Source organism: Brevundimonas sp. UBA5936 (assembly GCA_002430835.1).
Lineage (GTDB): Bacteria > Pseudomonadota > Alphaproteobacteria > Caulobacterales > Caulobacteraceae > Brevundimonas.
The window spans coordinates 23281-30896 of sequence record DJDA01000120.1 but is presented as its reverse complement, the minus strand read 5'-3'; the positions used below and the strand labels follow the sequence as shown (position 1 = coordinate 30896).

The 7616-nt window shown below is 67.5% G+C and carries 6 protein-coding genes; 3 read left to right on the top strand and 3 right to left on the bottom strand.

What is annotated here, in order from left to right; all coding sequences use genetic code 11:
• Window positions 1–91: 91 nt before the first annotated feature.
• Both B2Y21_RS12705 and B2Y21_RS12700 read right to left on the bottom strand, forming a co-directional pair.
• Entirely contained in the window at window positions 92–859 is a 768-nt protein-coding gene (locus B2Y21_RS12705) for an ABC transporter ATP-binding protein (RefSeq protein ID WP_292060231.1), read from the bottom strand.
• Window positions 856–2028: an ABC transporter permease gene (locus B2Y21_RS12700; protein WP_292060230.1), complete on the bottom strand. Its 1173-nt coding sequence runs from the start codon at window positions 2026–2028 to the stop codon at window positions 856–858. Before B2Y21_RS12700 ends, B2Y21_RS12705 begins: the two co-directional genes overlap by 4 nt.
• 183 nt (window positions 2029–2211) lie before the next feature.
• Between B2Y21_RS12700 and B2Y21_RS12695 the strand changes: the two genes are divergently transcribed.
• Window positions 2212–4305 (top strand): S46 family peptidase, encoded by a 2094-nt coding sequence (locus B2Y21_RS12695; protein ID WP_292060229.1) that lies wholly within the window; start codon window positions 2212–2214, stop codon window positions 4303–4305.
• A gap of 63 nt (window positions 4306–4368) precedes the next feature.
• On the opposite strand, the gene B2Y21_RS12690 is transcribed toward B2Y21_RS12695, so the two are convergent.
• Window positions 4369–4710 (bottom strand): YdeI/OmpD-associated family protein, encoded by a 342-nt coding sequence (locus tag B2Y21_RS12690; protein WP_292060228.1) that lies wholly within the window; start codon window positions 4708–4710, stop codon window positions 4369–4371.
• Between the two features lie 160 nt (window positions 4711–4870).
• On the opposite strand from B2Y21_RS12690, the gene B2Y21_RS12685 reads away from it, so the two are divergent.
• Together B2Y21_RS12685 and B2Y21_RS12680 are read left to right on the top strand one after the other, a co-directional pair.
• On the top strand, window positions 4871–6967 hold the full coding sequence (locus B2Y21_RS12685) for a S46 family peptidase (protein WP_292060227.1): 2097 nt from the start codon (window positions 4871–4873) through the stop codon (window positions 6965–6967).
• On the top strand, window positions 6964–7491 hold the full coding sequence (locus B2Y21_RS12680; protein ID WP_292060226.1) for a GNAT family N-acetyltransferase: 528 nt from the start codon (window positions 6964–6966) through the stop codon (window positions 7489–7491). The genes B2Y21_RS12685 and B2Y21_RS12680 overlap by 4 nt, the downstream gene beginning before the upstream one ends.
• The last annotated feature ends 125 nt before the right edge of the window (window positions 7492–7616 follow it).

Sequence of the window (7616 nt, the reverse complement as noted above, 5' to 3'; positions counted from 1 at the left end):
GCCGACGATCAGCACGATCAGCAGCGCCAGGCCGATCCAGAGCCATTTGTTTTTCAGAAATGCGGGCATGTGAGTCCTCAGAGGATCGGGGTCAGTGCGAGGCCAGGACGGCGTCGGGATTGGGGGTTCGGCGCTGATCGTCGATGATCACGCCGTCTTCGATGTGGATGACCCGGTCGGCCCAGGCTTCCAGGCGCGGGTCGTGGGTCACGCAGATGACGGCGGCGCCGTGCTCGGTCGCCGCGCGCCGCAGCAGGCGGATCACGATCTGGCCGTTCTCGCCGTCCAGAGCCGAGGTCGGTTCGTCGGCGAACAGGATCTGCGGATCCTTGGCCAGGGCGCGGGCGATGGCGACGCGCTGCTTCTCGCCGCCGGACAGGGCGGCCGGGCGCTGATGCAGGCGATGGCCGAGGCCGACCTCCTCCAGCGCCAGGGTCGCACGCTTTCTGGCCTTATCCGGCGACAGGCCCTGATATTTGAGCACCGTCGTCACCTGCTGCAGGGCGGTCAGCGCCGGAAACAGGTTGAAGCCCTGGAAGATGAAGCCGCAGTGATCCAGGCGGAATTTGTCGATCCGACCGGCCGACAGCTTCCACAGGTCGTCCACGTCCAGGGCGTCGACGCGCCCTTCCTCGGGCCGCAGCAGGCCGGACAGGGCGGCGATCAGCGTCGACTTGCCCGAGCCCGACGGCCCCATGACCATGGTCAGGTCGCCGTGGCGGGCGTCGAAATTCACCCCCTTCAGCACCTCGACGAAGGAACGGCCGGACTTGAACCGCTTGGTCAGTCCCTTGGCCTCCAGGGCGAACTCGCCGTGCTTGCCGTGGACCTTGGTGTGTCCGAGTGACAGGTCGTTCATCGCAGCAGGTCCGCAGGTTGGCTCTTCTTGAGGATGCCCATCGACAGGAACCCTGACAGCATGGAGATGCCGATCAGGCCGCCGCCGACCACGAGCAGCAGGCTCGGGGGCATGGAGATGATGACGGCGTTGGACAGGGCGAACAGCGACAGCAGCCAGGTCAGCAGGATGGCCGCGCCGACCCCGACCATGCCGACCCAGAAGCTCAGCTCCATGACGATGCGGCGCAGGGAGCCCATGCCCACGCCCAGGGCGCGCAGGGAGGCGAACTCCTTGATGTTGGCCATGATGGCGCCGCGCAGGGTCTGCCAGGTGATGGCCACCCCGATGATGATGCCCAGCACCACGCAGCCGCCGATGATGATGACCAGTATGCCTTCCTCGAACATGGCGCCGGCGTTGGCGTCGGCCAGTTGTTGACGGGTCCAGGCCTTCCACTGGCCGTTGCCCATGGCGTTCAGCTGAGCCACCACATGCTCGGCGCGGGCCGGATCCTTGATTCGGAGCATCAGCGGGCCGACGCGCGGGCCTTCGAAGGCCTCGCCCAGCATCCGCAGGCTGTCACGCGACATGACGATGGTCGGCTGCATCATGTTGGGATAGCCGCGCAGCACCCCGACCACGGTCACGGTCTGGCCGTTGAACAGGGCCTTGTCGCCCAGCTTGACGCCCAGCGGCGTCAGCGCCGTCTCGTCCACCGCCACGGTGAAGGGCTGACGCAGGGCCTCGACCAATTCCTCGGAATAGTCGCGCGGGATGGTGACCGAGCCGGGCGCCGTGTCGATGATGTTGACCAGGACGCTCTTCTGCTTGGGCGCGCCCTGTTTGGCGCGGTCCGCAGCCGACATCGTCGGGTCGACGTCCTTGATGTTCTGGAAATTGCCGCCCGACATGTCGAGCGTCTTCACCTCGACCACCTCGGGGTGGTTGTAGGCCAGGGGCACGAAGCGGCGCGGCATCCCCATCGGGCCGCTGAACAGCGCCTTGGCGCCCGGCTGCATGATGAAGATGTCGGCGCTCGAGCGCTCGATGGCGGCGGTGAAACCCTTACCGATGCCGATGAAAACCCCGGTCATGGCCAGCACGAGCAGGCCCGAAAGGGCCAGCGCCATGACGGCGGCCATATAGCGGCGCCACTCGAAGAGCAGCGTAGACAGCGCGAGCGACATGACGCGTATTCATTCCCCTGACTTGCGCTGTTATCTGACCGCGCCATGGCCTGGGGCCAAGTTAAATCGGGGTAAGGCTGGCTCGGCCGGATTTGTTACGGGGCTTGAGGAAGCGCCCCCGGCAAGGCTAGTGACGCGCAACAGCAAGGCGTGGCGTGGTGTCCCGCCTATTCGGAGACGCCCATGTCGCTTCGCCGCACTCTTTCGTTCACGGCTTCCCTGGCCGCCCTCGGCATGGCCGCGGTGGTGGTCAACGCCCCCGCTTCGGCCGCACGCGCCGACGAGGGCATGTGGACCTTCGACAACTTCCCGATCCAGACGGTGAACGATACCTACGGCACGCGCATCGACCAGTCGTGGCTGGATCGCGTGCGCAACGCGGCCGTGCGCCTGCAGGGCTGCTCGGCCTCGTTCGTGTCGGGCGAAGGCCTGATCCTGACCAACCACCACTGCGTCATTTCCTGCGTCCAGGATCTGTCCACGGCCCAGAACGACTACGTCAAGAACGGCTGGATGCCGGCCACGCGCGAGGAAGAGAAGACCTGCCCCGGCCAGACGGCGGAAGTCCTGACGGACATCACCGACGTGACCGAGCGCGTCCTGGGCGCCGGTTCGGGCCTGGAAGGCGCGGCCTTCGTCGCCGCCCGCTCGGCCGAGATCGACGCGATCCAGAAGGAAGCCTGCGGCGATGACCGCAAGCTGACCTGCCAGGTCATCAGCTTCTATCGCGGCGGCAAGTACGCCCTTTATCAGTTCCGCAAGTATGAGGACGTGCGTCTGGCCTTCGCGCCGGAGTTCCAGGCGGCCTTCTTCGGTGGCGACCCGGACAACTTCAACTTCCCGCGCTACGCCCTCGATGCCGCCTTCCTGCGCGCCTATGAGGACGGCAAGCCGGTCGCCAGCCCCAACCACCTGAAGTGGAACCCCAACGCCCCGGTCGACGGCGAAGTCACCTTCGTGGCGGGCAACCCCGGCTCGACCTCGCGTCTGCTGACGATCAGCCAGCTGGAGCGTCTGCGCGACCAGCAGATCCCGATCACCCTGATCCAGAGCGCTGAACTGCGCGGCCGTCTGGTCGAATATTCGACGACTGGCGAGGAAGAGAAGCGCGTCGCCCTCGACCCCATCTTCGGCCTGGAGAACAGCTTCAAGGTCTACTACGGCCAGCAGGGCGCCCTGACGGACCCGACCTTCATGGGCAAGAAGCGCCAGGAAGAGGCTGAACTGCGTCAACGTGTCGCCGCCGACCCGGCCGTGGCCGAGCGCATCGGCGACCCGTGGGGCGATCTGGAGAAGGTGCAGGTCACGGCCCGCGACCTCTACCTGCCCTATCGTCAGCTTGAGGCGAACGCCGGCGGCGGCTCGACCCTCTATTCCTACGCCCGGTCGATCGTCCGCGCCTCCAAGGAGCGCGCCAAGCCCGCAGCTGAGCGCCGCGCCGGCTACGCCGACAGCGACATCGCCGCCCTGGGCCGTCGCCTGGCCTCGGACGCTCCGATCCCGGTCGGCGTCGAGGAGATCCAGCTGTCGCACTGGATGCTGAAGACCCGCGAATATCTGACGGTCGACAGCGCCGATGTGAAGGCCATGCTGGGCGCCGAAAGCCCCGAAACCATCGCCGCCCGTCTGGTGCAGAGCCGCCTGATCGACCCGGCCTTCCGCGCCGAGGCGCTGGCCATGACGCCGGAGCAGCTGGCCGCCTCGGGCGACCCGATGATCGCCTTCGTCCTGGCCAACGACAATGGGGCGCAAGCGATCCGCACCCAGTGGGACGCCGGCGTCAACGCCCCGACCGCCCGCGCCGCCGAAAAGGTCGCCCAGGCCCGCTTCGCCGTCTATGGCGACAACCTGTACCCCGACGCGACCTTCTCCTTGCGCCTGTCCTACGGCCAGGTGAAGGGCTGGACCTATCGCGGCGTGACCGTGCCGTCCTTCACCCACATGGGCGGCCTGTATGAGCGCGCCACCGGCGCCGAGCCGTTCAACGCCTCCGAGCGCTTCGTCGCGGCGCAGGACCGGATCAACAAGAACGTCGTCTACGACTTCGTCTCGACCAACGACATCATCGGCGGCAACTCCGGCTCGCCGGTGATCAACGCCAAGGGTGAAGTGATCGGCGCCGCCTTCGACGGCAACATCCACTCCCTGGGCGGCTCGTTCGGCTACGACGGCGAGCTGAACCGCACGGTGTCGGTCTCGACCGCCGCCGTCACCGAGGCCCTGCGCACTGTCTACAACCAGCCGCGCCTGCTGCGCGAACTGGGCGTACGTCGCTAAGCCTGTCGGATTCAGGTCCGGGATTTGAGGGGCGTCTTCGGGCGTCCCTTTTTCTTGGCCTGCTCAGGGCTGGAGCTTGCCCTTCTTCTCGATGAGCACGGCCTGCTGCCAGCGGCTGGGCGCCTTGTCGGTGCGGTGGATGCAGCCCGCCCAGCAGCAGGGCCGTCGCTTGCCTTCGTGCAGTTCCTCGACCGCACGCTCGATCCGTTTCTGACGGGTGGCGGCCTGTTTGGCGTCTTCGACCCAGCAGATGAACTCATTGCGGCCCAGCGGCGTCAGGCTCCGCCACAGCTCCAGGCTTGCGGGATCGGAGGACAACCGCGCTCGCATGTCGTCCGGGACCAGGTGCGCCACGCCCTGGGGGAAGTCGTCGGCCATCGCCTCAACCCTGTCTCGTTTCGCCATTCGCCGAATCTAGACCTGCGAACGCGTCCTGTGAATGCGCTCGGCAGGGGTTGCGGTTTCACTCCAGGTTCTGTTCAGACTGACCGCAAGACGGCTCCGGTTTGCAGGGGCCAAAACCTGGGCCTCGACGACGGTCGGGGCGCGACGTCGAGGATGTCTCATGCGCACCACCTACACCCCGATACTCTTCGCCTCGGCCGCCGTCCTGGCCTTCGCCGCCGCGTCTTCGGCCAAGGCGGAGGAGGGCATGTGGACCTATGACAACTTCCCCATCGCTCGCGCCAACCAGACGCTGGGCACCAGCATCGACCAGGCCTGGCTGGACCGCGTTCGCCAGTCGTCGGTGAAGTTCGGCGGCTGCTCGGCGGGCGTCATCTCGGCCGAGGGGCTGGTGATGACCAACAATCACTGCGTCGCCACCTGCGTCGCCAACCTGTCCACGCCGCAACTGCAATACGCCGAGACCGGCTTCACCCCGAAGAGCCGCGAGGAGGAGCTGAAGTGCCCCGGCGGCTCGGCCGAGATTTTGACCGACATCACCGACGTCACCGCGCGTGTGCAGAAGGCCGGCGAGGGCCTGGACGGCCAGGCCTATACCCAGGCGCGCGAGGCCGAGGCCGGCCGCATCGAGACCGAGGCCTGCGGGAACGATCCCAAGATCCGCTGCCAGGTCGTCAGCCTGTATCGCGGCGGTCAGTTCAAGCTCTACAAGTTCCGCAAATACTCCGACGTGCGCCTGGCCTGGGCGCCGGAAGACCGCGCCGCGACCTTCGGCGGCGACCTGGACAACTTCTCCTTCCCGCGCTTCGCCATCGATGCCGCCTTCATCCGCCTGTACGAGGACGGCAAGCCCGCCGCGACGCCGACCCACTTCACCTGGAACCCGAACAAGCCGACGGAGGGCGAGCCCGTCTTCGTCACAGGCAACCCCGGCTCGACCCAGCGCCTGCTGACCCAGGCCCAGCTGATGACCATTCGCGATGTGGTGCTGCCGCTGGATCAGCTGATCGCGTCGGAGCTGCGCGGCCGTCTGATCCGCTATTCGGAAGAGGGTGAGGAACAGGCCTTCATCGCCATGGACCCGATCGTCGGCGTCGAGAACACCTATAAGCGCGGGCGTGGCCGCATGGCCGCCCTGATCGACCCGGCCTTCATGGACCAGTTGGCCGGTCAGGAGACCGTCTTCCACCGCCGCGTCGCCGAGAATGAAGCCCTGTCGGCTGAGGTCGGCGATCCCTGGGCCGCCCTGGCCGAGGTGCAGCCGATCGCGCGCGAGCTCTATGCCCCGATGGCCCTGCTGGAAGGCGGCACGGGCATGGGCACGACCTCGGTCGCGGGCGGCTCGCCGCTGTTCAGCTGGGCGCGGGCCATCGTGCGCGGGGCGCAGGAGCGCGCCAAGCCGTCGGACCAGCGTCTGCCCGAGTTCGCCGACAGCCGCCTGTCCGGCGTGCAGTCCAGCCTGTTCGCCGAGCGCCCGACCTATCCGGAACTGGAGCAGATCCGTCTGGAGTGGTGGCTGTCAAAGACCCGCGAATGGCTGACCGTCGACAGCCCCTACGCCCGCACCCTGCTGGGCAAGGAAAGCCCCGAAGTTCTGTCGGCGCGCCTGATCGAGGGCACCAGGCTGGCCGATCCCGCTGTGCGCCGCGCTCTGTGGGAAGGCGGTCTGCCCGCCGTTCAGGCCTCGACCGATCCGCTGATCCAGTATGTCCTGGCCATCGACGCCGACGCCCGCGCCGTCCGCACCGAGTGGGACAACAAGGTCAAGGCGCCGACCGACCGCGCCTCCGCGCAACTGGCCGCCGCCCGCTTCGCCGTCTTCGGCGACGCCGTTTATCCGGACGCCACTGGAACCCTGCGCCTGACCTATGGCCGGGTCGAGGGCACGGACGTTCCGGGCCAGCGCATCGGCGCCTTCACCACCTTCGCCGGCCTGTGGGACCGGGCGACCGGCGCCGAGCCCTTCAACGTCGCGCCCAAGCTGCTGGCCGCCAAGGACCGCATCGACCCCAATGCGGTGATGAACATGGCCGTGTCGTCCGACACCATCGGCGGCTCGTCGGGCTCGCCCGCCGTCAACGCCAGGGGCGAGATCATCGGCGCCAACTTCGACTCCACCGTCCTGACCCAGCGCAACGCCTACGGCTATGATCGCAACGTCAACCGCAGCGTCATCGTCACCACCCAGGCCGTGACCACGGCCCTGCGCGACGTCTACGGCATGGATCACCTGATCCGGGAGCTGGGCGTCCAGTGAGCGAAGCGACCTTCCGCCCTGCGGCACCGGACGATGTTCCGGCGCTGCACCGCCTGATCGAAAGCGCCTATCGCGGCGACAGCGCCAAGGCCGGCTGGACCCATGAAGCCGACCTTCTGGATGGCCAGCGCACGGATGAGGCGGAGCTGCGTGACATCCTGACCGATGCGTCGCGGGTGCTGCTGCTGGCCGAGATCGACGGCGTCCTGGCCGGCTGCGTCCAGGTTGCGGATCAGGGGCAGGGCCTGTCCTATCTGGGTCTGCTGACTGTAGATCCGGGGCGTCAGGCAGGCGGTCTGGGCCGCTTGCTGATCGACGCCGCCGAGGCCGAAGCCGCCGTCCGTTTCGGCGCGACGCGCATGGAGATGACCGTCATCCGTCAGCGCGCCGAACTGATCGCCTGGTACGAGCGGCGCGGCTATCGCCTGACCGGCGAGACGCGGCCCTTCCCGATGGATGACGAACGCTTCGGCCTGCCGCGCACACGCGAGCTGGAGTTCGTGGTGCTCGAAAAGACGCTCTGACGTCCTTCTTCCCTTGTGGGAGAAGGTGGGCGCCGAAGGCGCTCGGATGAGGGGTGTGAGCGCGACGGCAAGAAAAAAGGGGCGCAGGCTGCGGAGGCTGAATTTTCAACCCGCGCCGCCGGCAC